Consider the following 25,837-nt stretch of genomic DNA (forward strand, 5'->3'; position numbering starts at 1 on the left):
GGAGTCCCAGATGCGCACACCGCTGAGCTGCCACCGCCGCAAGGCCGCCACCCTGGTGGCGGCCGCCACTGCCCTCGGCGTCGCCCTGACCGCCGTCCCCGCGGGAGCGGCCGGGGCCGGCGACCCGTACTTCCCCGACGACGGCAACGCCGGCTACGACGTGGCGAACTACGACGTCCGGATCGCCTACGACCCGGCGCGGCCCGACCTGCTGAACGGCGACACGACCGTCACCGCCCGGGCGCTGCGGTCGCTGGACCGCCTCTCCCTGGACCTCAAGGGCTTCCAGGTCGCCTCCGTGACCGTGAACGGCGTCCCGGTGAAGTCGTTCTCCCGCTCCGGCGCGCACAAGCTGGACATCGAACCCGCCCGCCGGGTGGCCGGCGGCGCCACCTTCGCGGTGCGGGTGGTGTACGCCGGAAAGCCCGACCCCGAGGGCTGGCACCTGCTGGTGTCCGGCGGCGTCAACGCGATGGGCGAGCCGCACGCCGCGACCTCCTGGTTCCCGTCCAACGACCACCCGTCCGACAAGGCCACCTTCTCGCTCGCCGCGACCGTACCCGACGGCTGGACGGCCATCGGGTACGGCCGGCCCGGCCCGACCACCAGCGCGGGGGGTTCGACGACCTTCCGCTGGCGCGAGGACAAGCCGATGGCGACCTACCTCGGCACGGTCGCGATCGACAGGTTCACCGTCCACCGCTCGGAGCTGCCCGACGGGACGCCGGTCATCACGGCCTACAGCCCGGGCGTGCCGATCGACGAGACGGCCGAGGCCCAGCAGCCGGAGATCCTCGCCTTCCTGGCCTCGAAGTTCGGCCCGTACCCGTTCTCCTCCGCCGGCGCCATCGTCCGCAGCTGGCCCAAGGAGCCGGGCACGGGCGCGCCGGACCTGGAGACCCAGAGCCGACCCACCTACACCAACTACCTGTGGGACGCCGCGGTGGTCCACGAGAACACCCACCAGTGGTTCGGCGACAGCGTGTCGTTCACCGACTGGCGCGACGGCTGCATCGCCGAATGCGTCGCCCAGTACGCCAACCAGCTGTGGGAGGAGCACAAGGGATCGAACCTCGACACCGCGTTCTACGCCCGGGGCGTCGAGGAGAACAGGAACAACCCGGCGTACTGGTCCACCAAGCTGTACGACCCCGGCCAGGGCAACGAGCTCAGCCAGGCCCTCTACTTCAAGGGCTCCCTGATGATGCACGCCCTGCGGCGCACCGTCGGCGACGACGCCTTCTTCGGCACCCTCCAGCGCTGGACCGCCGATCACGCCTACGGCAACGCCTCCTTCCCGCAGTTCGAGGCCCTGGCCGCGAAGGTGTCCGGCAAGGACCTCAAGGGCTTCTTCGACGCCTGGGCCCACGGCACGACCATGCCGTCGAAGGAATACCTCTACCCCGGCACCCTGGCCCCACTGGCCGACGGCCGGCACGGCTAGCCACGCGGCCCGATCGGCCGGGTACCGGGGTCTCCGGGGCGTCCGGGGCGTCCGGGGTCAGAGTTTGAACATCGCGGTGTACGGGTGGGTGATGCGTGCCCGCAGCGAGCCGAAGTCGACCAGTACAGCGCCCTCGCCGTCACCTTCGACGCCGATGACCCGGCCGAGGCCGTACCTGTCGTGGGTGACCCGGTCTCCGACGGCGAAGTGCTTGCGCGGCGCCTCCGCGCGAGCCTTGAAGGGACTGGTGGGCAGGGGGCGGCGACCTGCTGAAAATTTCGTCATCGCAGCCAGTATGCGCCTGGAAACGCGGGCGCGGGACTTTCCGGTGGACACGGGTTCGACCCGGGTCGGAATGTCGCGTCTGCCGCCCCCGGGAAGGCTTCCGCCGAACCGAGGGCGGCAGATCATGTCGCGGCGGGCCGTGACCTGCTACAGTCGACTCAGTTGCAGTAGTGGTTCCCATGAACTTTGTGTGCGCCTGCTGATACTTGGCAGGCGCATTTTTTGTTCCCCGGCTCTTCCCCGGTGGGCGCTCCGGTGACTCGAGGCTCGCGCAGTGCGTGCTTCGGACAGTCCCTTGAAGGAGATATTTCTATGGCTAATGGCACCGTCAAGTGGTTCAACTCGGAAAAGGGCTTCGGCTTCATCGAGCAGGAGGGTGGCGGCCCGGACGTCTTCGCCCACTACTCGAACATCAACGCCAATGGCTTCCGTGAGCTGCTCGAGGGCCAGAAGGTCGAGTTCGACGTCACGCAGGGCCAGAAGGGCCCGCAGGCCGAGAACATTCGCCCGCTGTAGTACTTCTGCCACGGCACACGCCTGGCAGTGAGGGGCCCGTACCGCGCACATGCCCGGTGCGGGCCCCCCTTGGCTATTCCGCCACGGCACCCCCCGCCGTTCAGGCCCCTGGCTCCGCCACCGGCAGCCATCCCCACGCGAGACGCCCAGCGCCGCGTCCGGATCGGCGCCCTGCCGTGACAGTTCACGGTTCGAGGTTCTTCGCTCCCGCCTTCCGCGGTGAGCGCTGACCGTAGGTGACGTGCCGCACGGTTCCACCGTCCACGCTCCGACCGTCATACTTCCGGCCCGTTCCCTTGCGGTCTCCGCCCGGCGCCCCGCGCCGCGGAGCCTTCCTCGTGACGCGCCGCCCCGAGGAAGGTCTCCCGCATGAACCGCTCCAGTCGCTCCCCGTACCAGAACGCCGGCTCCCGCTCCGCCGGCGGGTCCTTCCACGGTGGCCGGCCGGCCGGTGGCCGGCGCTCCTCCGGCCTGAGCGGCCGTCAGAACGCCTTGGCTCAGGGCGAGTTCGCGATGCCGGTGAGCACCACCCCGGCGCTGCCCGCGGTCGAGGCCTTCGACGAGCTGGACCTGCCGAAGTCGCTGCTGTCGGTGCTGACCCGCCAGGGCGTCACGACACCGTTCCCGATCCAGGCCGCGACGCTGCCGAACTCGCTGGCCGGCCGCGACGTCCTCGGACGCGGCCGCACCGGCTCCGGCAAGACCCTCGCGTTCGGGCTCGCCGTGCTGGCGCGCACCGCCGGGCAGCGGGCCGAGCCGAACCGCCCGCTGGCGCTGGTGCTGGTCCCCACCCGCGAACTCGCCCAGCAGGTCACCGAGGCGCTCACCCCCTACGCCCGCGCCGTACGCCTGCGGATGGCGACCGTGGTGGGCGGGACCTCGATCACCCGCCAGGCATGGCTGCTGAACCGCGGGGCGGAGGTCGTGGTGGCCACCCCGGGCCGGCTCAAGGACCTGATCCAGCGCGGCGACTGCCGGCTGGACCAGGTCGGCGTCACGGTGCTCGACGAGGCCGACCAGATGGCCGACATGGGCTTCCTGCCGCAGGTCACCGAGTTGCTCGCCCAGGTCGCCGAGGGCGGCCAGACCATGCTGTTCTCCGCCACTCTGGACCGCGACGTCGACCGCCTGGTGCGGCGCTTCCTCAAGGACCCGGTCACCCATTCGGTGGACCCGTCCGCCGGAGCGGTCAGCACCATGGAGCACCACGTGCTGCAGGTGCAGAACGTCGACAAGAACGCCACGATCGCCCACATCGCGTCCCGCGACGGCAGGGTGATCATGTTCACCGAAACCAAGCACGGCGCGGACCTCCTGGTCGAGGACCTGCTCGCGAACGGGGTGAAGGCCGCGGCCCTGCACGGCGGGAAGTCCCAGCCCCAGCGCACCCGCACCCTGGAGCAGTTCCGCACCGGCCAGGTCACCGCCCTGATCGCGACCAACGTCGCCGCCCGGGGCATCCACGTCGACGGGCTCGACCTCGTCGTCAACCTCGCCCCGCCGACCGACCACAAGGACTACCTCCACCGGGGCGGCCGCACCGCCCGGGCCGGCGAGTCCGGCACCGTCGTCACGCTGGTGCTGCCCAGCCAGCGCCGCGCGATGGCCCGCCTGATGGCCACGGCTGCCATCACCCCCGTCACCACCAGGGTCAGCGCCGGCGACGAGGACCTGGCCCGCATCACCGGTGCCCGGGTGCCCACCGGCATCCCCACCGTGATCCCCAACCCGGTCGTCGAGCGGCCGCGCCGCGGCCAGTCCGCGGGTTGGGCCCGCCGAGGCCGCCCCACCGGCACCGCCGGCGACAACCGGACCGCCGCCTCCCGGCGCGACGACCGGGGCACCTCCGGCCGCCGCCGGGCCCCCGGGAGCGCCGCCGCCCGCGTCGCGTAGCGGCGCGTCGCCGGCCCGCCCGGGGTTGACGCCTACGGGCAGGGGGCGGGCCGGCGGGCGGTCCAGGTGCCGGGGGCCGGTGAGAGGGGACGGTTCTCGGCGATCAGGGCGCGCAGTGCGGCCGCGACGGGCCCGGGGCGTTCCTGCATCGCGACGTGACCGGTCTCCGGCAGGGTCAGGAGCCGGACGTCGCGGAAGGCCGCATAGGCGCGGGGCGCCGTGCGGAAGGGGACGAGGCGGTCCTCCCGGCCGTAGACGAGCAGGGTGGGGGCGGTGATCCGGTGGGCCTGCTGCCAGGGGGAGGACGGCCCGCGGTGCAGGAAGGTGTGGACGATCGCGCGCACGCCCGCGGCCAACATCCATGGTGTGTGCGGGAGTTCGGCGCGGCGTAGGCGTTCGCGGGCCTCGGTCGCCCGTTGCTCGGGGGTGACCAGGGCGGGGTTCGCGTAGATCAGCCGGTAGAGGTCGTCGAGCTGGCGGTCCGGGCTCTGGTCGGCGAGGCGCCGGGCGTACAGGCGGTGGGCGCCGGGCAGGGCGAGCAGGGAGATCCGCAGGGTCTGGGCCGGCGGGAGCGCGGGCAGGACCGGGGAGACCAGGGTGAGGGTGGCGACCAGGCCCGGACGGCGGGCGGCGAGGTGGAGCGCGGCCAGGGCGCCGAGGGAGTTGCCGACGAGGTGCACCCGGCGGTGCCCGGCGCGGTCCAGGTGGCCGGCGACGGCGGCGGCCAGCCGGGCGACGGTGATCCGCCCGTCGGGCGGGGGCGCCGACCTGCCGAAGCCGGGGAGATCGAGGGCGAGGCAGTGGACGGACGGCCGCAGCAGGCCGGTCAGCGCGGCCCAGTTGTGGGTCCACCCGCCGAGGCCGTGCAGGAACACGGCGGTGTCGGCGGTGGGCGCGGTGCTGGGGAGGTACTCGGCGGCGAGGGGCTGGTACACGGTGGGGCGATCCTCCAGGGGTTCGGTGGGGGGCTCGGGCGGGCGCCGTCAGCCGGTGTCGTCAGCCGGTGCCGTCAACCGGCGTCAACCGGCGTCGACCGGTCGGCTCCGCGGCCCGGTCGGCTCCGTGATGGCCAGCCGGTAGTGCCCGATCAGCTGGTCACCGACCTCCTCCCAGCTGCGCCCGGCCACCGCGGCGCGGCCCGCCCGGCCGAACTCCGCCCGGAGCCCGGCGTCCCGGGCGAGCCGTTCGACCGCCGTCCGGAACGCCTCGCCCGAGCCCGGCGGGACGAGGAGGCCGGTGCTCCCCGGCCGGACGAGGTCCAGCGGCCCGCCGGCGGCCGGGGCGACCACGGGCAGGGCGCTGGCCATCGCCTCCTGGACGGTCTGGCCGAAGGTCTCGAACGGGCCGGTGTGCGCGAAGACGTCCAACGAGGCGTAGAGCCGGGCGAGTTCGTGCCCGGTACGGCGGCCCAGGAAGAGCGCGTCCGGCAATGCGGCCTCCAGGGCGCCGCGGCACGGGCCGTCGCCGACGACCACCAGCCGTACGCCCGGGAGCCGGGACGTCGCGGCCAGCCGGTCGACCTGCTTCTCCGCCGCCAGGCGGCCGACATAGCCGACCAGCACCTCCCCGTGCGGGCCGAGCGTTCGGCGCAGCGCCTCGTCGCGGTGGCCGGGGTGGAAGCGGGTGCAGTCGACGCCGCGCGGCCACAGGTGCAGCCGGGGCACGCCCTGGGCGGCCAGCGCGCGCAGCGAGGACCGGGACGGCGCCAGCGTCCGGGCGGCGGCGGTGTGGATGCGTCGCAGGATCCGCCAGGCGAGCCGGGCGGCGGGCTCGCCTGCCACCGGGAGGTAGGTCCTGGTGTAGGCGGCCATGTCGGTCTGGAAGACCGCGACGGTCGGGATGCCGGCCCGGCCGGCCGCCGCCGCCCCGGCGGCTCCGAGTGCGAACGGCCCGGCCAGATGGACGACGTGCGGGCGGTGCCGGCCGACGGCCGCGGCCAGGCCGGTCGCCCGGCGCCCGGGGAGGGCGATCCGCACCTCCGGGTAACCGGGCAGCGGCACGGACGGCACCCGGACCACCTCATAGCCGTCGGCCCGCTCGGGGCCCCGCCGGGTCCGGGTCGCCGGGGCGACCACGAGCACCTCGTGCCCTCGGGTCACCAGGTGCTCGGCCGTCCGGAGCACGCTGTGGGCGACGCCGTTGACCTGCGGGGCGAAGGACTCGGTGACGATCAGCACCCGCAGCCGGCCGCCGCCTCGCCCCGGGCCACCCGGGGTTCGTACCGCCGCTCCGGACAGGATCCGGCTCACCGGGCGGCTCCCGTCGCGGGCCCGGTCACGGTCGGCCGTGGCTCCGCCTCGATGGAGCGGCCGACCGCCCGGAGGTCCCGCAGGATCTCCCGGAACGAGTCGACGAGACCGGCCTCGCAGTAGTCCACGCCGATCTCCGCACAGTAGGCGCGCACGATGCGCGAGGCCGGGCGCAGCGCGGCCACCGGCATGGCCGGGAAGAGGTGGTGCTCGATCTGGAGGTCGAGGCCGCCGAACAGGAAGTGGACGAACCGCCCGGACCGGAGGTTGCGGGAGGGCAGCACCTGCCGCCGCAGGTAGTCGGTGTGCTCCTCGGCCGCGCCGGTCATCGGCATGCCCTTGTGGTTGGGCGCGAACACGCACCCCAGGTACACGCCGAGCACCGCGCCGCACACCACGGCGAACGCGAGCGCCTGGAGCGGTGTGAGGACGACGAGCAGCAGACCTGCCGCCAGGGCGTAGTGCAGGACGGCCAGGGTCCGTTCCAGCGCGGGGTGCCGGAGCGGGCCGCGGACCAGGGTCAGCCCGGTGGCGACGACCAGGCCGAGCGCCTGGAGGGAGAGCAGCGGGAAGAACAGCTCCGCCTGGTACTTGGCGACGCTCCGCCTCAACCCCCTCGTCCGGGCGGCCTGTTCGGCGGTGCGGACGAACAGGATGGCGTCGGCCGCCGGGTCACGGCCCTCACGGTTGGGGTGCGCGTGGTGGCGGTTGTGGTCGCTGACCCACCAGCCGTAGCTCATGCCGACCACCAGGTTGCCCAGCAGGATGCCCGCCAGGTCGGTCGCCCGGCGCCCGGAGAACACGGCGTGGTGCGCGACGTCGTGACCGAGCAGCGCCAACTGCCCCAGCACGAAGGCGGACAGCGGCGCGAGACCGAGCTGCCACCAGCTCGCCCCGAGCGCGGTGAACCCCGCCAGCAGCAGCACCGAGGCGGCGAGCAGGGCGCTGGCGCGGCAGGCGTAGTACAGCGGGCGCCGGCGCAGCAGCCCGGCCTCCGCGACGCGTCGCCGCAGCTCGGCGAAGTCGCCGTGCCGGAGGGCTCCGGCGGTCGGGACGTCCTGAACGGTCATGTCACCTTCCCGGTGGGGGTCGCTCCGGCCGATCCCGGCCGCCGCGCCACGGGGCCCCGCTCCGGATGGGCGGAGCCTTTCGTACCCGGCCCGTTCCTGTCCCGAACCGTTCGGGGATGTTCCGGGGAAGTGCCCGATCGGGTGGACGGAGGCCCTGGTGGCCCGGTCGTCCGTCCGAGGATCGTCCAGCTGTTCCGACGCTGCACGGAGTTGACGAGATCGTTCGTGCTCGGGAACATGTGTCACCGTGCATGTGCGCGGGTGCACTGGTGCACTGGTGCACGGGTGTACGCAGAATCGGTTCTCCGAAGTGGGGTCATGACGTTGCTGGTGTCCGGGCGGGGCATGGGACGGGCCGGTCTGGCCGTCGGGGTGGCGCTGGTGCTGGCGGCCGGTGCGGCCGGCGGAGCGTCGGCTGCCGGGCTCAGGTCTGACGCGGCGGCGCACGGAGCGGTCGGCGGGGCGGGGCAGGTCGGTACACAGGGCCTCGGGCAGCGGCCGCCGGGCGCGAGTGCCGTCTCGATCACCGAGGGCGAGGTCGGCCAGGTGGGCCCGAAGGGGACCATCACCTACCCGTCGGTGACCAGCTGCCTGGTCGTCACCGTCTACCTGCGGCACGGCGGCAAGGTCGGCGGCCACGCCAGCCTGTTCCAGGTCCCGGGGAAGTACAGCTCGGACGAGATCCTCCCCGCCATCAGGCGCGCCGTCGGCCACCGGCCGGTGAAGGCCGTCGACGTCAGCGGGGCCGTCGGGGCCTGGAACCCCTCGTACTTCGAGAAGTCCATCGAGCGCTACACCGACGGGGCGCCCCCCGGGCCGACGGGCGACGCCCAGCGGATCGGTGACACGGTGGCCGAACTCCTGGGCCGGCAGCGCGCGGAGGTCACCGTCCGGGACGTGCCGGACGGCGACATCACCAGGTGAACCACGCCGACGGCCACCGGGTAGCGGTCCAGGTGGAGCTCGTCTTCGAGCGGGACGTCCGCTGAACGGCTTCGGGCGCCGACCGCCATGGTCGGCGCCCGAAATCGTTCTCGGCGGAGGGTGGGAGGAGCCGGCGCAGTCAAGGGCCACCGGTCAGCGGAGCTGGAAGGTCCACTCCTGCTTCCAGCCGTCCTTGCAGGTCCACACGCCGAGCTGCTTGAAGTCGGCGTCGTGGGTGAGGCAGTTGTCGTCGTCGATCTGGACCCGGTACTTGCCGTCGCCGAGGCTGACGAACTGCCACTTCTGGTTGGAGGTGTCGCCCCACGCCTGCTGCTCGGCGACGTAGGTGTCGGGGTTCTCGGTGAGGTTGTACCCGAGGTCGTTGACGATCCGGTAGCGGTCCCCGCCCAGCGGCTTGATCGTCCAGGTGGACCCCTTGTAGCCCAGGATCCCGCCCACGATCGGCGAACCCCAGCTGGCGGTCTCGGTGGGTGCCGACGCGCCCAACCCGTTGGAGAGCTTCAGGAACAGCGGCCGCTCGGTGGGGACGTCGGCGCCGCCCCCGGTCGGCTTCGGGTCCGGCTTCGGCTTCGGGTCCGGCTTCGACGGGGTGGTCGGGTCGGTCGGCGTGATCACGCCGCCGGAGGCGGACTCCAGCACCCACTGCTGCTGCCAGCCCGACTTGCAGGTCCACACGCCGAGCTGCTTGAAGTCGGCGTCGTGGGCGAGGCAGTCGTCCTCGGAGATCCGGATCTGGTACTTGCCGTTCCCGACCGCGACGAGCTGCCACTTCTGCTGGGAAGAGTTGCTCCACGGCTGGAGTTCGGCCATGTAGTTGCTGCTCTCGGTGAGTTCCAGCCCGTAGGAGCTGGTGATCCGGTAGCGGCCGCCGCCCACCGAGGTGAGCTTCCACTTGGACTCGTTGCCCCCACGGATCCCGGCGACGACCGACGCACCGGCGGAACCGTTGACCGGGACGGCACCCAGCCCGTCGTCGAGCTTGAGGGTCACGTCGGCGCCGTTGGTACCGCCGCCGCCGGGCGTGGGCGGGTTGGTGGTCGGCGGTGTGCCGCCCCAGGCCCAGTTCTGGTTGGGGGCGTCCCGCCGGTCCTCGGAGCCGCAGCCCCAGGCCACCACCGGGCTGCCGTTGCCGGTCTGGCCGCTGAAGTCGTCGATGCAGACGTCCTTGGACCGGTCCTCCTGGTCCACCAGGTGCCGGAAGCCACCACTGGCCGACATGTTCCAGCGCTGCCCCGGGTTGTCCAGGCAGTCCCAGACCTGGAGCTTGGTCCCAGGCGCGGTGTTGTCGGCCGGCAGGTCCAGGCACTTGCCGTTGGCCGCCTGGAGCCGGTACCCGTTGTAGGTCCACTTCTGGGCGTCGCCGCCGTTGCACTCCCACATCTGCACGGGGGTGCCGTTCGCGGTGCCGTTGCCGCTGACGTCCAGGCAGGCGTGGTAGCCGGGGCGGGCGGAGTCGGGGGTCAGGCTGCCGGTCCTGGTGCCGTAGCCGGACCGCGCGGGGAAGTGGATGGTGCGCACGTCGCCGTCGCACTTGTAGGGCCTCGCGGTGCCCGACCGGCAGGTCCAGGAATCCTTCTTGACGCTGTCGCCGTCGTTGCCGACGAACGCCCAGTTCATGAAGCCGCCGTCGGTCCGGTTGCGAAACGTCGAATCCCCCTGGAAGACCCAGATCCGGAACACGTCGTAGCCGGACGGATCCTTCTTCTCCTTGTCCAGGAAATGATTGAGCTTGTAGGTGGTGTCGAGCAGCACCCCCTTCATATCGGCCTTGTACTCGCCCTTGAACCACTCGGTGTCATACAGGTCGGTGCCCACCGTCTTGTACACCATGACGTTGAACCCCGGGAACTTCTGACTCAACTTCGTCGCGGTGCTCTGGGTGAACTCCGCATTGTCCAGCTTGTTGACGTTCGCGGCGTCGCGCATGCCCCTGATCATGTCGAAGGCCGAATTGATCAGCGCGGTCATGCAGTTGCCGCCGCCCACCGAGGCCGGGGTTCCGCAGCTCGTGTCCACGGGGCCGGCGGCGGGCGCGGCCTGGGCCTGAACGGTCAGGCCGGAGACCATGGCGACTGCGGCGAGTCCGCAGGCCAGGGCGCTTTTCAGGCGGGATAGGGGTTTCATGTCAGATCCGTCTTTCTACTCGGCAAAGATGGATCGTAGGCCATGAAATCCGGCGTCCAGCCGCTCCTTACGGAATCCATATGACGGCTTCGGGAGTCCTGGCGCCCTTTCATGAGAAGCCGGGTCGAAGTGAATTCGGATGAACCTGAACGCCGGATTATCCGTTGCCCGATGTACCCGGCCGCGCCGACCGCTTCGCGGTCCCGTCCGGTCCCGTCCCGTCCCGCGCCGTTCTATCTCGTCCCGTCCCGTCCCGTGCCGTTCCGCCGCCGGCGGTCAGCCGCGTACGTGCAGCCCGAAGCCGGTGCGGCCGGGGGGCTCCAGGCCCTCCTTCAGGTGCAGCGAGGGGATCTCGTAGTCGCCGAAGTTCTGCCGCCGGAACGCGATCGGCTCGGTCGACTCCAGGGTGAGCAGGCGCTGCTCCCAGGCCTTGGCGACGGCCGGGTAGTCCTCGTCGGTCAACCGGTCGGTGCCGTACAGCACGAACGGCGGCAGTACCTCGATGCCCGGGTAGTAGAGGATGCCGTGCTGGAACGGGAACAGCAGGTCGTCGATGGGGCCGTTGATCCCGCGGGCGGCGTAGTGCGACTCCGGGCCGCCGGTGGTCACCGACAGCAGAGCCCTCCGGCCCGCGAGGGTCCCTTCGCCGAACCGCTCGCCGTACTTGGTGTCGCTGTGCTCGCCGACGCCGTACGCGAAGCGGTAGGTGAACACCCGGTCCACCCAGCCCTTGAGGATCGCGGGCATCGAGTACCACCACAGCGGGAACTGGAAGATGACCGTGTCGGCCCACAGCAGCTTCTCCTGCTCGGCGCGGACGTCCGGGGTGAGCGTCCCGGCCTGGAAGGCCCGGCCCGAGTCCAGGGCGACCTTCAGCGGACTCGAAGCCTCGGGGCCGTAGTCCGCGGCGTCCACGACCGCCTTCCAGTTCATCGCGTAGAGATCGCTCACCCGCACCTGGTGCCCGGCGTTCTCCAGAGTGGACACCGCGAGGTCCTTCAGTGAGCTGTTGAGCGACTTCGGCTCCGGGTGGGCGTGGACGATCAGCGTCTTCATGGGAACTCCTTCGGATCGGATGCCGTGCGGATGTCCTCGATCCTGGACGCCGCGGCGCCCGGTGTTCAGGGGCTCCGCGTCCATCGGACCGGACTTCCTGGTCATGGCAGGGCCACCCTCGCGGACACGGCCGAGGCCATACTGGGGGGCATGGACGATCTTGCGGGCTTCCTGCGGACCCGGCGTGCCCGGGTCGATCCGGCGGCCGTCGGCATCCCCACCGACAACCGCCGCCGGGTCGAAGGGCTGCGCCGAGAAGAGGTCGCGCACCTGTCCGGCGTCAGCGTCGACTACTACGTACGGCTGGAGCAGGGCCGCGCGACCCAGCCCTCCGAGCAGGTGCTCGACGCGCTCGCCCGCGTGCTCGACCTCGACGAGACCGAACGCGGGCACCTCTACCGCCTCGCCCGGCAGCGCCGCCGCCGTCCGAAGTCGCCGGGCGGCCGGATCCGGCCGGAGCTGCTGCGCGTCCTCGACCTGGTCACCGACGCACCCGCGCTGATCATGAACCACCGCATGGACGTACTCGCCGGGAACCGCCTGGGCCGGCTCCTCTTCGGCCGCCCGATGCCGGGCCTGAACACCGCCCGGCACATCTTCCTGGAGGAGGCCGAGCGCGGCCTCTACGCGGACTGGGAGAACTGCACCCTCGACGTGGTCGGGCACCTTCGCCTGGCGGCCGGCCAGTACCCCGAGGACCCCGGACTGGCCTCGCTCATCGGCGAGTTGGCGATGGGCAGCGAGCGCTTCCGCCGCCTCTGGGCCCGCGCGGACGTGCGCGCCCGCACCCATGGACGCAAGGCGTACCGGCACCCCCTGGTCGGGCTGCTGGAACTGCACCAGGAGAACTTCGCACTGCCGGACGAATCGGGCATCGAGCTCCTGGTGCTGTCCGCGGCCCCCGGCAGCCCCGCCGAGGACGGGCTGCGCCTGCTCGCCGGCCTGGACGCGGACACCGGTGACGCGCATCCCCCGGTGAACGCCCGGATCCGCGAGTGACGCGCCTTTGACGTGCCTGCTCCTGCTGCCGACCGTTCGCCGGGCACCACGTGGTTGGGCGTGCATCGAGGTGTCGGAGTCGGTCCCGGTGCTCCCGAAGCTGTCGGTTGAACGACGAGCAACTCCGCGGAACGCCTGAACCGTCCTCCCGACAGCGGCCGGGCGGGACGGAGGCTGAGCCCGGTCCCGGGGCTTCGGACGGTGTCCTGGCGCTCAGACGTCGGCTTCGATGGCGAAGGTGTTGCCGTCCGGATCCTGAAACCACGCGATACGTCCACCGCCGGCTCGCGCGGTGATGCCCTTGGTGTCGTGCTCCAGCCCGTCGTAGCGGGTGAAGTCGACGCCGGCGGCGGTGAGCTCGTCGACGACCTGCTCGATGTCGTCGACGTACCAAACCGCCATGGTCGCCCGCGACTTCCCCGCGGTGCCCGACTGGTACACGTTCAGCGCCGGGCCGCCACCGGAACCGTAGACGCGGCTGCCGTCGGGGATGTCGGCGCTGGGACCGGCCCGCAAGGCCCGCAGGCCCAGCTTTCCTTCGTAGAACGCGACTGCTCGCTGAATGTCGGACACGGCGACCGAAGCACGCAGGTGGAAATCGCTCAAGGGCATGATCCACCCTCCCACAGCCGCTGTTCGCGTTCACCTGCACCGGCGGGCCCGGGAGCGGGAAGCGGTGGGCACGGCTGGGTCGGGCGGCCGGTCTGTGAGGCTACGCGGCGGCGGGCTCCGCGAGCCGGTGCCTGGTGCGAGGGGTGAGGGCGAGGCCGAGCAGGCAGCCCGCGACCAGGCCGATGCCGTGGTTGTTCCGCATGAGGCAGAGCAGCGTTCCCGCGGCGGGGATGAGGAGCAGGTACCAGATCTCCTTGAAGGGGCGGCGGGGGGTGTTCGCGCCGAGCAGGCAGGTGACGGCCACGGCGCCCAGGAGGGCACAGACGGCCACCGAGTCGCCGCCGCCTCGGGGCGACCAGCCGGCCAGGCTGACCACGTGCGCCAGGACACCGCCGACGAGGAAGACGGCCAGGGTCCGCCACCAGCCGAGGACCGCCTCGGCGACCGCGCCGACCACGAGCAGGGCCGGCAGGTTGATCGCGATCTGCATTGCGCCCGAGGACTGCACCAGCAGTGCGGTCACGGCCCGCCACCACTGCCCGTCCGACAGGGCGTCCGGCCGGCGCATCAGATCCTCGACGACGGAGGGCACCGCGTACTGGACCACCGCCATCACCGCCATCACCGCGAACAGGGCGAGGGTGGCCCAGGGGCGCCGCGCCAGGGCCGCGCGGACCACCGCCAGCACGTCGCCCGGCCCGCCGGCATTCGCCGGGCGGTCGGCCGCCGCGCCGCCGGCCCCGGAGTCGCTCGCGGGGCCGTTCGTGGGGCCGTTCGTGGGGCTGACCAGCACCAACGCCCTTAGTCCCACACCGATCACCACGGCAGCGCTTGCGTACAACCCGATTTCGTGCGGCGACATCGCCGACCCCCCGTTCGAACAGCCTCGGGGCACCTCGCCCCGTCGACGCGGCCCATCCTCGCAATCGGGCGGCGCCCCACGCCAGCGCGGATGATCACTGGATGGCCATGACAGTCGTCACAGTGGGCGATCACCCTGGAGGTCGGCCACCGGTCACCGGTCACCGGGCGGGTTCGGGTACGAGCGCGGCGGGGACGGCACCTTCCACGACGCCGACGCGTGGACCGAGTTGTCGACCCGGGGCACCTAGCGCCGGTCGGTCTCGGCCAGGAGCCGGGCCCGATGGCGCTCGCCCGTGCCCTGCTGCCGCCACCGCGACGGCCGGCGCGGGGCAGGCGTTACATTTGGGGCGAAAAGGGGCTCGATCGCCGACGAGGTGTGGCCGATGCATGCGATCACCGACTGGCTGCGCGGCCTGTCCGGCCCGGTGGTGTACGCGGTCGTCGGCGGCATGGTCTTCACCGAGGACGCCCTGTTCTTCAGCTTCTTCATCCCCGGCGAGACCGCCGCCGTCCTCGGCGGCTTCATCGCCCACCAGGGCAGCGTCTCCCTCGGCTGGATGGTCCTGGTCGTGGTCTGCGCGGCCGTTCTCGGGGACTCCGCCGGCTATGAGATCGGCCGACACCTCGGCCCGGCGATCCTGCGCACCCGGCCGCTGCGGCGCCATGCGAAGCAGGTCGACGCGGTGCGGGACTCGATCCGCCGACGCGGGCCGGCCGCCGTCTTCGTCGGCCGTTTCGTCGCGTTCTTCCGCCCGCTGGTGCCCTCGCTGGCCGGGATGTCCCGGATGCCGTACCGCCGGTTCCTGTTCTACAACGCCCTCGGTGGGCTTGCCTGGGGCGTCGGCTTCACCCTCCTGGGCTACTTCGCCGGAGCCGCCTACACCAGGGTGGAGGGCACCGTCGGCCGGGTCGCCGCCCTCACGATCGCCGTGATCATCGCCGCCGTGTTGCTGGTCTGGTACGTCCGGCGACACCGTTCGCGGGGGCGGGAGCCGTCGGATGACGGGGGCGGGCGGGAGCCCTGAACCGGACGGCCCCGACCGGCCGCCCGGCCCGGCGGTGTGGGCTCCCGGGGCACGCGGAGCGAGTCGGCGGACCCACCCGGCGACCCTTGTCGTCGATGCCTTCTCTCATGCACCCACCGTCGAGCGGCCACCCGAAAGAGATCGATCCGGACGAACGATCGACCACGAGGCGTCTCACGCGGTTTGGGAATCGATTCTCAGAGCAGGCGGTGGACAGACGGTCCTCGGTGCCGGCGACGACGTGCAGGGGCAGGGCCAGCGGCGCGCCCGGGGTGTGCCGGTGGCTGTCGACCATCTCGAAGTCGGCCCGGTGGGTGGCCATGATCAGTGCCAGCAGCTCCTCGTCGTCGGCGATCTCGGCGGGCAGCGAGCCGTACTGGCCCTGGATGGCCGCGAACAGCTCGCGGTCGCCGAGGTGGTGGATCGGTGGCACGCCGCGCGGCAGGTCGGGGGCGACGCAGGCGGAGAGGTACAGCCGTTCCGGCTGCGGCAGCCCGCGGTCCCGCAGGGCCCGGGCCGTTTCGAACGCGACGAGCGCGCCCAGGCTGTGGCCGAAGAAGGCGAACCGGCCCCGGAAGTCGGCGTGTTCGACGATGTCGGCGACGGCCTGCTCGATCCGGGTGTGCCCCGGCTCGTCGATCCGCGAGCCACGGCCCGGGAGTTGCACGCCCCAGATCTCGGCTTCGGGAAGTTCGTCGCCCCAGCGGACGAACTCCCCCGGCGAGCCGCCGCTGTGGGCGAAGCAGTACAGCCGGACTGCGGCATCGGGCCGCCGACGGCGGCAGACCAGCAGTGCGGGTCGGTGCTCAGGCATGGACGACCTCCTTCGCAGGGGTGGGGCCGGGGATCTCCCGCAGGGAGCGGACGGCCGGCCCCAGCGCCGGCAGCGCCGCGAGCAGGCCGCCCAGACCGAGCAGCCATACGACCGTGCGCAGGCCGAGCGGCCCGACCAGGGCACCGCCGGCGAAGGTGCCGACCGGGATCGCGCCCCAGTTGACGAACCGGAACGTTGCCGTCATCCGCCCACGCAGCTCGGGCGGGGTGACGGACTGGCGCAGGCTCACCGAGTTGATGTTGAAGACGGCGGCGCTGAACCCCGCCAGCGCCATGGCCGCGACGAGAACCGGCACCGCGCTCGTCGGGGTGGCCAGCGGGAGCAGCAGGAGCGCGCCCGCCATCAGCACGGCCGAGCCACCGAGGGCGGGCCCGACTCCGCGCAGGCCGGTCAGCCGCTCGTTGAGCAGCGAGCCGACCAGTACACCGCCGTTGGCGACGGCCAGCGCGCCACCCAACGCCCCCGCGGACAGGTGCAGTTCACGCACCGCATAGAGCAGCAGCACCGCCTGGCCCATGCCGAACAGGTTGCCCAGGCCCGCGGTCAACACGATCGGCCGCAGCAGGCGATGGCCGAAGACCGATCTCAGCCCGTCCCGGATCTCGGTGACGAGCGCCGCCCGCTCCGCCCGGGCCGGGCGCGGCTCCTCCCGTGCCCGCATCAGCAGGACCAGCACGCCGGACACCGCGAAGCCGACCGAGTTGGCCAGCACCGCGACGGGCGCGGTCAGCCACTGGACCAGGAGGCCGCCGATGCTCGGGCCGCCCAACTGCCCCACCGTGGTGGAGAGCTGCAGTTTGGAGTTGCCCTCGACCAAGCGCTCCGCACCGATCACGGTGGGCAGGAAGGACTGGGCCGCGAGGTCGAAGAAGACCGTCATCACCCCGACCACCAGCGCCGCCGGGTAGAGCACCCACAGCCGCAGCACCCCGCAGAGCGCGCTCACGGGCACGGCCAGCAGCACCGCCGCCCGCACCAGGTCGGCGACGATCCAACTCGGAGATCCTGGCGGCGAACTCGTCCAGGATCGGCTCGACCTGCGCGCTGTGACCGGCGGCGGCGATGTGCAGCCGACGGGCGTCCACACCGCGCTCGCTCAGCCGCCGGCGCAGCTCCTCCACGGCGGCGGGCGGGCTGGAGCGCGGCTACCACGTCCTCACCTTCGACGGCCCCGGACAGTCCAGCGCGATCCACCACGACGGACTGACCCTACGGCCCGAGCGGGAGCACGTCAGGCGTCCAGGGCGTAGCGGCCGATGGGCGCCCAGGCCGTCCGGCGTGCTCGGATCGGCGCGGCCTCATGGCGCCCGGCAGTGCCTGACCGCCGCCCGACACCGCTAAGCGGATAGGTCATCCGGTTGTGTGCTACTGTCTCAGCAAGCGGATGAACTATCCGAATATCTGGGTGGAGGTGCACATGGTGAAGACAGCAGTGGTCACAGCGGGGACGGCCGGCATCGGGCTGGAGACGGCCCTGGGACTGGCCGACGCCGGGTTCTCGGTCACTGTGGTCGGACGCAACGCCGGCCGCGGTGCCCGGGCGGTCGACCGAATCAACGCAACGAACCCGGCGCATCCCGGACGGTTCCTGCCCGCCGACCTCGGCTCGCTCGACCAGGTGCGCGCGCTCGCCGACCGGATCGCCGCCGAGCACGCCGCCTCCGGCGACCCGCTGACCGTGCTGGTCAACAACGTCGGGGCGATGTTCCCGCAGCGACAGACCCTGGATGGCATCGAAGCGTCGTTCGTCGTCAACCACCTCTCGCCGTACCTGCTGACGGAACTGCTGCTGCCCACGCTGACAGCCGGGGCGCCGAGCAGGATCGTGAACGTGACCTCGGGCGCGGTCGGGCTCGCGAAGAGGGCCTTCGACGCCGTCGAGCCGCCCGGCGGCTACTACGGCTTCCACTGGTACGGCCGCGCCAAGCTCGCCAACCTCGCCTACACGCTCGACCTGGCGAACCGGCTGAAGGGCACGGCCGCCTCCGTCTTCGCCGCCGACCCGGGAGGCGCCGCGACCGACATGACCAACGGCACCATGACCGACCCGCGGATCGTCTCACCGGCCCTGCGACTGCTGTGGCCGCTGGTGCGCCGCAAGTTCGAACGCTCCACCTCGGGCCCGGCGTCCGTGGCTGCCCGGCCCTCGATCGTCGCCGCCACCGACGAAGCCCTCGCGGGCCGGACCGGCATCGTCATCGGGGCCCAGGTGCACCCGGTGTCGCCGCTGCGCGCAGCGACCGACCCCCGCATCGCCCGGGACGTGCGCCGGCTCAGTGAACGGTACGCACCTCTCACCGTCACCTGACCCGCCAGGCGGTGCGAGTGCCGTCGGGGGGCATCATCCGGATGGAGAATCCGGTTATCATGTCCCCCATGACGACGCCCCTGCGCAAGGACGCGGCCCGCAACTGGGACCGGATCGTCGCGGTCGCCCGTGCCCTGGTCGACCAGGGCACACCCCTGCAGCTGAACGACGTCGCCGGCCGCGCCGGACTCGGAGTCGGCACCGTCTACCGGCACTTCGCCACCCCCGAGGCGCTACTGGAGACCGTCGCCACTCCCTGCCTGGAAGCCCTGGCCGACCACGGCCGGCAAGCTCTGACCGGCACCGACCCCTGGCGCGCCCTCGAAGGCTTCCTGTACCGCACCGTCGAAGCGCAGGTCACCGACGCGTCCCTCGCCCCGGTCGCCGCGGCAGCCACCGACACCCTGCCGCGCACCACGGAACTCAAAGAGACACTTCGGTCGGTCGGCACCGCACTCCTCGGCCGGGCTCGCGATGCCGGAACGGTCCGACGCGACCTGGCCGCCACCGACCTCGTCCCGCTCATGTGCGGCATCGCCTACGCCGTCAACGTCCACGGCGGCACACCCGCCGACCGGATCGACACCGCACACCGCTACCTGGCCACACTCCTCGAAGGACTGCACACCACGCCACAGCACACGTGAGAACACCACCCGCACACCAACCGGGGTGATCCGCACCTGCCGCCACGACCTGCATGGCGCGCCGGTCTGCGATCGCCGTCCCCCTGAGGTCGTCCGGCGTGCGAGCGCCGAGCACGACGAGGAACCCGACCGGATGATCGCCGCCGCCCGCGCCGACAGCCCGGTCATGCACTGGGCCCGCGACCACAGCTGCTACGTGACGGGTACGGCGCTGTGGTTCAAGCGCAAACGATGCCCACCTCCCTACCGTGGGCAGTGGTCAGCACAGACGCTGGAGCCCCGGCCGCGGCCCGCGCAGGCCGCACTTCCGCGCAACGGGGCCGACTGTCCCCCATGGTTCGTCGGCCCCGCAAGGTCGAGCACAAGCAGGTCCGTACACCAACGCCACCCCGCGGCCAGCGCGACCTGCACGGTCGTCAGCGCGAGGGCGACAGGTTAAGCAAACCGAAAGCTGCGGCCTCCTAGCTTCGGCAGCGTGAGTGGTCTGCGACTGCGGACCCCCGCCGCCTTGGAGGTAGGAAGTCATGGAACGCTTCGCCGCATTCGTGATGCTGCACCGCATCTGGGTGGCGCTCATCTGGGTCGCCATCACGGTCGTCGGCGTCCTCATGGCGCCGCAGGTGTCAGGCCGGCTCAAGAGCGGCACGACCATCAGCGCGCCCAGCTACACCGCCAACAAGTCCCTGCAACAGCACTACGGCGGCGTCGCGGCCAACCCGAGCGTCCTGGTCGTGGACCTGCCCGCCGGCACCACCGTCGACAGTCCCCAGGCCAGGGCCGGGCTGGCCGCGGCCGACAAGGTTGCCGCCCAGGTGCCGCAGGTACGCGACCTGTCCTACGCCAACACCGGCGACAGGGCCCTGGTCGGCAACAACGGCACCGCAACCCTGATCATGGTCTACCCGCCCGCCATGGGCGACCCGGTCCCGCAGGAGGTGATGGATGCCATGGGAGCGGCCATCGCCCGCCAGGTCCCCGGCGCGCACGCGCAGACCACCGGCCTCGAGCAGCTCGGCAACGGCGGCACCAGCTCCGGCGGCAGCGTGCTGAGCGAGATCCTGGTCGGTATCGGCCTCGCACTGATCGTCCTCGCGTGGGTGTTCGGTTCTGCGCTCGCGATCCTGCCGCTGATCTCGGCGATCGTCTCGGTGCTCACCATGCAGGTGGCCATCTACGGCCTCACCTACGCCACCGACCTCGCCATCAACCCCTCGGTGCAGTTCATCGTCGCCCTGCTGGGCCTGGGCCTGTCCGTCGACTACGCGCTGCTGCTGGTCAACCGCTGGCGCGAGGAGCGCGACAACGGCGCCGACAACAAGGAGGCCGTCGTCCGGTCGCTCAGGAAGGCCGGCCACTCCGTCGCCTTCAGCGCCCTGATCGCCTCCCTCGGCCTGTTCGCGCTGACCGTCATACCCGTCTCGTTCATCCAGGGCGTCGGCCTGTCGGGACTGTTCATCCCGTCCATCGCCGCCCTCGTCGCCCTGACCACGGTGCCTCTGCTGCTGTCCAGCATCGGACCGCGCCTGGACAGGATCCGACTGCGCAAGCGCAAGGTTGTCAGCACCCCCAGCCGGACGTGGACCCGCAGCGCGCAGCAGATCGTGAAGCGGCCCAAGACCGCCGCCGCGATCGGCGCCGCGATCCTGGGAGTGCTGTGCGTGTTCGGCGCGACCATCAACATGAACCAGCCCGCCGGCACCTCGCTCGCCCCCAACGGCCCCGCCGAGCAGGCCCTGGTCCAGCTCCAGCACGACGGCTTCCCGACCGGGGTGCTCACATCGGTGCCGGTCGAACTGCCCGTCGGCACCGACCCGGCCGCGACCGCCGCCTCCTTGCGGGCGCTGCCCTCCATGCACGGCGTCCTGGTCTCCGGCGCCCCGCAGTGGAACCAGCACGGCACCTCGGTGATCATGGGCCTGCCCAACGCCCAGGTCGGTACCGCCCACGCCGGAACCACCGTGGCCGACCTGCGCGCAGCGGCTCCGCACAACGCGCTCATCGGCGGCGAGCAGACCCAGAACACCGACCTGACCCACATTCTGATGCACTGGTTCCCGCTGCTGTTCGTCGTCGTCGCGCTGGTCACCTTCCTGCTGCTGGCCCGGGGCATGCGCTCCCTGCTGCTGCCCGCCAAGGCCGTCGCCCTCAACATCCTCTCCGTGGGAGCTGCTTACGGCGTCCTGGTGCTCATCTGGCAGCTCGGCTACGGCTCCAACAGCCTGTGGGGCATCCCCGCCACCGGATCGATCAACCCGCTCGTCCCGATGCTCCTCTTCGGGTTCCTGTTCGGGGTCTCGATGGACTACGAGGTGTTCATCCTCGCCCGCGTCCGTGAAGCCTTCGACCGCACCGGAGACACCAACGGCGCCGTCGTCGAAGGGATCGCCCGTACCGGACGCCTCGTGACCAGCGCTGCCCTCATCCTCTTCCTGGCCCTGGCGTCCCTGTCCTCCGCGCCCGATGTCACCATCAAGATGATGGCCACCGGCATGGCCGCCGGCGTCCTGATCGACGCCCTGGTCGTGCGCACCCTGCTCACGCCCGCCCTGGTGGTGCTGTTCGGCAAGGCCAACTGGTACCTGCCCACCTGGGCCGCCCGCCTGCTGCGGGTCAAGCCCTCCACCGCTGCCGACCACCACGATGTCGACGACGAGGACGGCGACGGCAGCGACGACCGGCTCAGCACCGCAGCCCTTCAGTCCCTGCGCCCCTGACCCAGAGCCCGTACGGCGGGCCCCAGACGCCGAACCCCGGCATCCCAGGGGCCCGCCCCGCCGATCCACCCAAGCCCCAGCCCGCGGTCCGCCCAGATCTCCGCTCCTCCCTCAGGCCAAGGAACCGCAAGATGAACCTGCACCGAACCCCGCAACCGACCACCAACGACGCGATCACCATCACACCCACCGCCGGCTCCGGGAAGAGCCAAGGCGGTGCCCCCGGCCCGGGCTGCGCCGCCAGTGCGAAGGTGTAGCCATGCGGATCCTCGTGGTAGAAGACGACGAAACCATCGGCGCGTCCCTGTCCTGGGGCCTACGGGCCGAGGGATACACGGTCGAGCTGGTCGCCGACGGGAACGAAGCCCTGTGGCAGGCCTCCGAGCACCCCTTCGACCTGATCGTCCTCGACGTCATGCTGCCGGGCCTGGACGGCTACCAGATCACCACGAGGCTCCGCGCCGCGGGCAACTGGACGCCGATCCTGATGCTCACCGCCATGGACGCCGCCCTGGACCAGGCCGAAGGCCTCGACCTCGGCGCCGACGCCTACCTCACCAAGCCGTTCGAGTACCCGGTCCTGCTCGCCAACATGCGTGCCCTGCTCCGCGGGCGCGCCCAGCAGCGCCCCGCCGAACTTCGCGCGGGAGACCTGGTCATGGATCCCGCCACCCGCCGCGTCCGGCGCGCCGGCACGGACATCGCCCTCACCTCTGGCGAGGCCTCCGTGCTGGAGTACCTGCTGCGCGCGCAGGGCAGGGTGGTGTCCAAGAGCGAACTGCTCCAGCACTGCTGGGACGACTTCGGCGAGACCGACCCCGGCGTCGTCGAGGTCCGCATCCACCATCTGCGCCGCAAGATCGACCAGCCTTTCGGCACCCGCACCATCGACACCGTCAGAGGAGCGGGGTACCGCGTTGAACCGGTTCAGCTCTAAGCGCTCCTCGCTGCGACTGCGGCTGACCGCCCTGGCCGCAGCGGCCATCACCGTCACCGTCGCGCTGGCCGTCGCCGTCCTGGCCGCCACCGTCGTCCAGGCCGTGCGCACCAACGTGAAGACCACCCTGAGCGCCTACGCCGACACCATCGCCCGAAGCGACGTCGGCGACACCTGGCCCAAACCGCTGCCACCCGCACCAGGGGGCTTCAACGCCTGGGCCCAGGTCGTGGACCAGAGCGGGCAGGTCATCGCGTCCACCGCCAACGCGGCCGGCCAACCTGCGCGCTACACCCTCCCCGCAGGCAGTACCGCCCCCGTGCCCGCACCCTCCCGCGCGGCCGCCGACGAGCGCGTCATCGCCCAGCGCTACATGGAGGGGAGCACCCCCGTGGTCATCTACGTCGGAGGCTCCACCGAACTGCTCTCCCTGCTCACCAGCGATATCCAAGGACACCTCCTCTATGTGCTGCCCGCGGTCCTGATCGCCGCCGTGGGCGTCTCCTGGCTCCTGATCGGCCGCACCCTGCGACCGGTGGAACGCATGCGCGCCGAGGCCGCCGAGATCACCGCGAGCGACCTGCACCGGCGCATTCCCGAGCCCGGGAACGACGACGAGATCGCGCGCCTCGCCCGCACCCTGAACACCATGCTCGGACGCTTGGAGACCTCGGCAGAACAGCAACGGCGTTTCGTCGCCGACGCCTCCCACGAACTGCGCACCCCGCTCACCGCTGTGCGTACCTCCCTCGAAGTGGGCTTGGCCCACCCCGACCGAGCCCCCTGGCCGCTGCTGGCCGAACGGGCCGTCACCGAGGCCACCCGCATGCAACGTCTGGTCGAGCAGCTCCTGCTCCTCGCACGTTCCGATGCCGACACCCTCGTCGCCCGCCGCGAACCCGTCGACCTGGCCTCGCTGGCCCGCGATCTCGCCGACGACCAGGCCGGGCGCGTCCCGGTCGCGGTACACGCCGACGCGCCCGTCGGTGTGGCCGGCGATCCGGACCAGCTCACGCGCCTGCTCGGCAACCTCGTCGACAATGCCACCCGCTATGCCGCCGGCCGCGTCGACATCACCGTCCGCATGGAGGCACCGGGCACCGCGCTGCTGAAGGTGCGCGACGACGGCCCCGGCATCCCGCCCGAGGACCGCGACCGCGTCTTCGACCGCTTCGTCCGACTCGAGACCTCCCGAGCCCGCGGCGGCCACGACTCCGGGGCGGGGCTCGGCCTGTCGCTGGTCCGGGAGATCGCCAAAGCGCACGGTGGCACCGTTGCCGCCGCCGACCCTGGCTCTGCCACCGGCGCCCTGTTCGAAGTACGCCTGCCCGCAAGCGACGCGGGCGCGGCCTCATGACGGTCGGTCATGCAGCTTCGGGGGACGCCGCCCGCCGGGGAGGTGGCGCAGGCGTGCAGGTATGCGTGGGCGGTGTCCTCGGCGTCGGGGTCGCCGCTGACGCTGCCGGCGGAGGCGGCGACCCCGCAGCCCGCACAGCGGCCTTCGCGCGACGCGATGCCGCCCGATGCACAGCAGCAACTTCAACGAAGGGATGACCATGAGTGCCTCGGTAATCCAGTTCTTCTACGAAGCGATGAAGTCGCAGGATCCAGTCGCACTGGCCGCGGCGCTCGCCGACGACGTCGTCATCACCGAGCCCTCGGCACTGCCGTACGGCGGGACGACCACGAGCCGCGACGAGTTCTTCCAGAAGGTTCCGGGCTGGCTGGATCAGTTCTCGACGTGGCAGTTCGTCGAGGGAGAGATTTTCGGGGACGGCGACCGGCTCGCCGGCCTCTGGAGCGCGGTCTTCACCGCGCGCGCCAGCGGTGAGACCTTCCGCTATCAGCAGTTCGAGCGGTACGAGGTGAGGGGCCGCACGATCAGCAAGGTGGACGTCTACCAGTCCGACACCCAAGGGCTGATCGACTTCTTCAGGAGGAACGGGCCGGTCTGGTAGGGAAGTCCGCATGGACTCCCTCCTCTGCCTTGCGATGCACGCACCCCTACGCCGCGCGCTGATCCGACGCGAATCGTCAGACACGCCCTAGGCGGCCCGCAGCAGCCTTGCCGTGAGTGGGCTGAGTTCGACCGGCCCGTCCTCGCCGACGAGAACCGTCCCGCCGATGGTGACCATGTGGTCGCCGATTCCGCAGCTCGGCTCGAAGGCGAAGGACATGCCGGGCTCCAGCGTCATGCCGGCCAGCGTCGCAGGTCGTGGCGCCGCGGTCGGGTACCGGTCACCGCCGTCGGCCTGGATGGGTCCCCCAGGGATGCGGCTGAAGGCGCCGTAGGGGTTCAGTCCATGGATCTGAGGGCCGCGGAACCAGGCGCCGACCGCCTCGGCGGGCGCCAGCATGGCCTCGGAGACGTCTCCGAACGTCGCGCCCGCGCGAAGCGTTGCCAGACCGGCGGTGTAGCACGCGTTCGCGATCCTGGCGGCGTGCTCGATCATCGGGTGGACCTCGCCGATGGCGATGGCGGCCTGATGCTGCGTTTGACGGCCGCCGAAGGTGCTGAAGATCTCCGTGGCGATGAGGTCGCCCTCCTGCAGGATGCGCGGCGCCTGCGGCCGGTAGCCCCAGGCGGGCTGCCCGGATGCCGATGGTGCCGGGCCCGAGCAGAAGTGCAGGTGGGGCGCGAGGCTGCCGTGCCGGTACGCGGTGGCCATGGCTGCGGCGAACACGTGCGCTTCGGAGATGCCCGGTGCGGCCGTGGCCACCATGGCCGCTGCCATCGCATCGCCGATGCGGGCGGCATGACGCACCACGGCGACCTCCTCGTCGCCCAGCGGCATCATGAGACGGGCGAACGCGTGCCCGACACCGCGGAAGTCGACGCGGGGCAGGAGGACCAGCACGGTGTCCCAGAACGGGTAGGGGATTCGCCCTTCGGGATGCGCGGGAAGGTACGGGTCAAGGCCGATGACCCCCACGGATCCGTTGCTGAGCCCCAAGTCCTGCAAGACCTGGACGAGTTGGTGGGACTGCCGGCCCAGACGCAGGTCGTTCGCGGCAAGCCACAGGTCCTCGCCCCGGTGGGCTGCTTCCCGATGGTCGAAGAGGAACGTCGGGATCGGCACGAGCGCTGTCGGTGTCCGGTCGCGCGGGAAGACGAGGAGGACGCCTGGCCGGTCATTGGTGAACCAGCTGTCGAAGGCGAGGGGCGCGGGCCCGGCGTCTCCTTCGCCGAACACCACCAGAGCGTCGAGGCCCTCCCGTTCCATGAAGCCGCGCGCCAGGTCCCAGCGCCGGTCTCGCTCGGCCAGTGAGTAGACGGGAACGGGAGTACGGGGCATCGGTGGGAACGGCATGCT

Annotated in this window: 24 protein-coding genes; 13 read left to right on the top strand and 11 right to left on the bottom strand. The window is 71.8% G+C overall.

The window, feature by feature from the left end; genetic code table 11:
* Positions 1-10: 10 nt before the first annotated feature.
* On the top strand, positions 11-1,444 hold the full coding sequence (locus tag ACZ3YL_RS20590; RefSeq protein WP_465658904.1) for a M1 family metallopeptidase: 1,434 nt from the start codon (positions 11-13) through the stop codon (positions 1,442-1,444).
* Positions 1,445-1,501: 57 nt separating this feature from the next.
* On the opposite strand, the gene ACZ3YL_RS20595 is transcribed toward ACZ3YL_RS20590, so the two are convergent.
* A complete protein-coding gene (locus ACZ3YL_RS20595) occupies positions 1,502-1,729 on the bottom strand; it encodes a hypothetical protein (RefSeq protein ID WP_188304535.1) in 228 nt (75 codons plus the stop codon).
* A 312-nt stretch (positions 1,730-2,041) separates the two neighbouring features.
* Between ACZ3YL_RS20595 and ACZ3YL_RS20600 the strand changes: the two genes are divergently transcribed.
* A complete protein-coding gene (locus tag ACZ3YL_RS20600; RefSeq protein WP_045694210.1) occupies positions 2,042-2,245 on the top strand; it encodes a cold-shock protein in 204 nt (67 codons plus the stop codon).
* A gap of 369 nt (positions 2,246-2,614) precedes the next feature.
* Positions 2,615-4,138, top strand: coding sequence for a DEAD/DEAH box helicase (locus ACZ3YL_RS20605; protein WP_465658906.1), 1,524 nt, complete (start codon positions 2,615-2,617; stop codon positions 4,136-4,138).
* A gap of 32 nt (positions 4,139-4,170) precedes the next feature.
* On the opposite strand, the gene ACZ3YL_RS20610 is transcribed toward ACZ3YL_RS20605, so the two are convergent.
* The 3 genes from ACZ3YL_RS20610 to ACZ3YL_RS20620 form a co-directional block, all read right to left on the bottom strand.
* On the bottom strand, positions 4,171-5,073 hold the full coding sequence (locus ACZ3YL_RS20610) for an alpha/beta fold hydrolase (protein ID WP_465658908.1): 903 nt from the start codon (positions 5,071-5,073) through the stop codon (positions 4,171-4,173).
* 84 nt (positions 5,074-5,157) lie between these two features.
* Complete coding sequence (locus ACZ3YL_RS20615) at positions 5,158-6,321, bottom strand: glycosyltransferase family 4 protein (RefSeq protein WP_465659018.1); 1,164 nt, start codon at positions 6,319-6,321, stop codon at positions 5,158-5,160.
* Positions 6,322-6,383: 62 nt separating this feature from the next.
* A complete protein-coding gene (locus ACZ3YL_RS20620; protein WP_465658911.1) occupies positions 6,384-7,457 on the bottom strand; it encodes a fatty acid desaturase family protein in 1,074 nt (357 codons plus the stop codon).
* A 318-nt stretch (positions 7,458-7,775) separates the two neighbouring features.
* On the opposite strand from ACZ3YL_RS20620, the gene ACZ3YL_RS20625 reads away from it, so the two are divergent.
* Complete coding sequence (locus tag ACZ3YL_RS20625; protein WP_465658913.1) at positions 7,776-8,381, top strand: hypothetical protein; 606 nt, start codon at positions 7,776-7,778, stop codon at positions 8,379-8,381.
* Positions 8,382-8,534: 153 nt separating this feature from the next.
* Here the strand turns inward: ACZ3YL_RS20625 and ACZ3YL_RS20630 are convergent, their stop codons facing one another.
* Both ACZ3YL_RS20630 and ACZ3YL_RS20635 read right to left on the bottom strand, forming a co-directional pair.
* On the bottom strand, positions 8,535-10,526 hold the full coding sequence (locus ACZ3YL_RS20630; RefSeq protein ID WP_465658915.1) for a ricin-type beta-trefoil lectin domain protein: 1,992 nt from the start codon (positions 10,524-10,526) through the stop codon (positions 8,535-8,537).
* Between the two features lie 276 nt (positions 10,527-10,802).
* Positions 10,803-11,582 carry an NAD(P)H-dependent oxidoreductase gene (locus ACZ3YL_RS20635; RefSeq protein WP_465658917.1) on the bottom strand — a complete coding sequence of 260 codons (780 nt, stop codon included), beginning with the start codon at positions 11,580-11,582 and terminating at the stop codon, positions 10,803-10,805.
* A gap of 150 nt (positions 11,583-11,732) precedes the next feature.
* Here ACZ3YL_RS20635 and ACZ3YL_RS20640 point away from each other — a divergent pair, with 150 nt between their 5' ends.
* Positions 11,733-12,581, top strand: a complete 849-nt coding sequence (locus ACZ3YL_RS20640) for a helix-turn-helix transcriptional regulator (RefSeq protein ID WP_465658919.1) — start codon at positions 11,733-11,735, stop codon at positions 12,579-12,581.
* 213 nt (positions 12,582-12,794) lie between these two features.
* Here ACZ3YL_RS20640 and ACZ3YL_RS20645 read toward each other — a convergent pair whose 3' ends face one another.
* Both ACZ3YL_RS20645 and ACZ3YL_RS20650 read right to left on the bottom strand, forming a co-directional pair.
* On the bottom strand, positions 12,795-13,193 hold the full coding sequence (locus ACZ3YL_RS20645; protein WP_465658921.1) for a VOC family protein: 399 nt from the start codon (positions 13,191-13,193) through the stop codon (positions 12,795-12,797).
* Between the two features lie 100 nt (positions 13,194-13,293).
* On the bottom strand, positions 13,294-14,034 hold the full coding sequence (locus ACZ3YL_RS20650; RefSeq protein ID WP_465658923.1) for a rhomboid family intramembrane serine protease: 741 nt from the start codon (positions 14,032-14,034) through the stop codon (positions 13,294-13,296).
* A gap of 406 nt (positions 14,035-14,440) precedes the next feature.
* On the opposite strand from ACZ3YL_RS20650, the gene ACZ3YL_RS20655 reads away from it, so the two are divergent.
* Positions 14,441-15,082 carry a DedA family protein gene (locus tag ACZ3YL_RS20655; RefSeq protein WP_188305006.1) on the top strand — a complete coding sequence of 214 codons (642 nt, stop codon included), beginning with the start codon at positions 14,441-14,443 and terminating at the stop codon, positions 15,080-15,082.
* On the opposite strand, the gene ACZ3YL_RS20660 is transcribed toward ACZ3YL_RS20655, so the two are convergent.
* Together ACZ3YL_RS20660 and ACZ3YL_RS20665 are read right to left on the bottom strand one after the other, a co-directional pair.
* A complete protein-coding gene (locus tag ACZ3YL_RS20660; protein ID WP_465658925.1) occupies positions 14,991-15,896 on the bottom strand; it encodes a thioesterase II family protein in 906 nt (301 codons plus the stop codon). The two genes, ACZ3YL_RS20655 and ACZ3YL_RS20660, sit on opposite strands and share 92 nt — an antisense overlap.
* Positions 15,889-16,893, bottom strand: coding sequence for an MFS transporter (locus ACZ3YL_RS20665; protein WP_465658927.1), 1,005 nt, complete (start codon positions 16,891-16,893; stop codon positions 15,889-15,891). The genes ACZ3YL_RS20660 and ACZ3YL_RS20665 overlap by 8 nt, the downstream gene beginning before the upstream one ends.
* A 441-nt stretch (positions 16,894-17,334) precedes the next feature.
* Between ACZ3YL_RS20665 and ACZ3YL_RS20670 the strand changes: the two genes are divergently transcribed.
* The 7 genes from ACZ3YL_RS20670 (at position 17,335) to ACZ3YL_RS20700 (ending at position 24,481) form a co-directional block, all read left to right on the top strand.
* Positions 17,335-18,225, top strand: a complete 891-nt coding sequence (locus ACZ3YL_RS20670) for an SDR family NAD(P)-dependent oxidoreductase (RefSeq protein WP_465658929.1) — start codon at positions 17,335-17,337, stop codon at positions 18,223-18,225.
* A 68-nt stretch (positions 18,226-18,293) separates the two neighbouring features.
* Entirely contained in the window at positions 18,294-18,872 is a 579-nt protein-coding gene (locus ACZ3YL_RS20675) for a TetR/AcrR family transcriptional regulator (protein WP_188305010.1), read from the top strand.
* 524 nt (positions 18,873-19,396) lie between these two features.
* On the top strand, positions 19,397-21,586 hold the full coding sequence (locus ACZ3YL_RS20680; protein WP_465658931.1) for an MMPL family transporter: 2,190 nt from the start codon (positions 19,397-19,399) through the stop codon (positions 21,584-21,586).
* A gap of 131 nt (positions 21,587-21,717) precedes the next feature.
* Complete coding sequence (locus ACZ3YL_RS20685; RefSeq protein ID WP_465658933.1) at positions 21,718-21,843, top strand: hypothetical protein; 126 nt, start codon at positions 21,718-21,720, stop codon at positions 21,841-21,843.
* 2 nt (positions 21,844-21,845) lie between these two features.
* Positions 21,846-22,523 (top strand): response regulator transcription factor, encoded by a 678-nt coding sequence (locus ACZ3YL_RS20690; protein ID WP_465658934.1) that lies wholly within the window; start codon positions 21,846-21,848, stop codon positions 22,521-22,523.
* Positions 22,504-23,880: a sensor histidine kinase gene (locus ACZ3YL_RS20695; protein WP_465658936.1), complete on the top strand. Its 1,377-nt coding sequence runs from the start codon at positions 22,504-22,506 to the stop codon at positions 23,878-23,880. Before ACZ3YL_RS20690 ends, ACZ3YL_RS20695 begins: the two co-directional genes overlap by 20 nt.
* 166 nt (positions 23,881-24,046) lie before the next feature.
* Positions 24,047-24,481, top strand: coding sequence for a nuclear transport factor 2 family protein (locus ACZ3YL_RS20700; RefSeq protein ID WP_188305014.1), 435 nt, complete (start codon positions 24,047-24,049; stop codon positions 24,479-24,481).
* An 87-nt stretch (positions 24,482-24,568) separates the two neighbouring features.
* On the opposite strand, the gene ACZ3YL_RS20705 is transcribed toward ACZ3YL_RS20700, so the two are convergent.
* On the bottom strand, positions 24,569-25,834 hold the full coding sequence (locus ACZ3YL_RS20705; RefSeq protein WP_465658938.1) for a M24 family metallopeptidase: 1,266 nt from the start codon (positions 25,832-25,834) through the stop codon (positions 24,569-24,571).
* Positions 25,835-25,837: the final 3 nt, after the last annotated feature.

This window comes from Kitasatospora sp. NPDC023176 (assembly GCF_055560495.1).